Source organism: Mesorhizobium sp. M7A.F.Ca.CA.001.04.2.1 (assembly GCF_003998485.1).
Classification (GTDB): domain Bacteria; phylum Pseudomonadota; class Alphaproteobacteria; order Rhizobiales; family Rhizobiaceae; genus Mesorhizobium; species Mesorhizobium ciceri.
This window is the reverse complement of record NZ_RZQT01000287.1, coordinates 1-1,053: the sequence shown is the minus strand read 5'-3', so window position 1 is coordinate 1,053 and position 1,053 is coordinate 1. Positions and strand designations below refer to the sequence as shown.

General features: G+C 55.7%; 2 protein-coding genes. One reads left to right on the top strand and one right to left on the bottom strand.

All coding sequences use genetic code 11. The features are described from left to right. Nucleotides 1-184: 184 nt before the first annotated feature. Entirely contained in the window at nucleotides 185-385 is a 201-nt protein-coding gene (locus EN955_RS34540; protein ID WP_024504472.1) for a hypothetical protein, read from the bottom strand. Nucleotides 386-844: 459 nt separating this feature from the next. Here EN955_RS34540 and EN955_RS34535 point away from each other — a divergent pair. After that, the coding region (locus EN955_RS34535) for a helix-turn-helix domain-containing protein (RefSeq protein ID WP_164769976.1) at nucleotides 845-1,053 on the top strand (209 nt) is incomplete at its 3' end.

The following is a 1,053-nucleotide window of genomic DNA, read 5'->3' as shown; positions in this document are numbered from 1 at the left end:
GGGGAGAGGGGAGGGGCGAGATCAACATCAGGAAGATGGATTAGGCCTACTACATGCTGTCATCGCTGGTTCGCACCGGGTCATCCGTCCATCTTCTGCTATGATCCCGACGCCGTGACGTTCGTCACGGCTCTTACCCACAACCCTGACGCATCCTGGCCAGTGAGCTCTAAATTGGCCGCGCTTAACGATCCGCCTCGAACCAACTTGTCGTGCTGCCGCAAGGGTGCGTTACTCTGATCCATTCGCCGATGTCAGGCTCTTCGGCGTACGGGATGGTTACTGGTCCCCACGTCTTCGCAGCTTCAACAACATTTTCGGCCTGAACCTCGGCACGTTCCACAGCTTTGCCGTCGCGTATCAGCTCGACGGTGAAACTCTGCATAGATCGCACTCCTGTCGCGCAACCATATCCCAACCTCTACCCGAAAGGAAAAATCTGTTTTTTCGAAAGGAAATAGCTTCCCAAGGTCCTCGCGGCACAAAGCAGCTATTCGCAACAAAAGGGGCCCAGGTGGCCCAACGATGAAACGCATTTTGCTTTTCTTGTGCGGCGAAAGCATGATGGAGCGGGTGGCTAACAGCCGATAAATTTTGCCAACACATTGATTTCAAATCATAATTTCATGTTCCATAATGTATGTTATGCGACTTCTGGATGTAGCAGTTATATAGAGATGCGACACTTGAGCAATTTAGAGATGCGACAGTCCCCGACTTTCACAGCTCATGCTCTGGCCAACTCGAAGCTGGAAAGGAAGGCTGACGACTTCACACTGCCTGGCGTGAGACCGGGCGTATTGCGGAGCCGGCATGCCTTTGATCACCTTGTCGCAAAAAAGAGCTGCATCGTCTTGAAGCCATCCAGAAGATCCGCGACCGGCGGCTGAGCGTCCAGGCGGCGGAGCTTCTTCATCTCAGCCGCAGTCAGGTTCACCGGCTGTTGCAAGCCTATGACCAGGACGGCGCCGGCGGGCTGGTGTCGAAGGAGCGCGGCCGACCGAGCAATCGGCGCCATGATGAGGAGCCGCCGCCGCCGGCGCCGTCCTGGTC

What these genes read in the sequence shown, in the direction of transcription:
- EN955_RS34540 (WP_024504472.1), bottom strand. Translation starts at nt 385, where the DNA reads ATGCAGAGTTTCACCGTCGAGCTGATACGCGACGGCAAAGCTGTGGAA.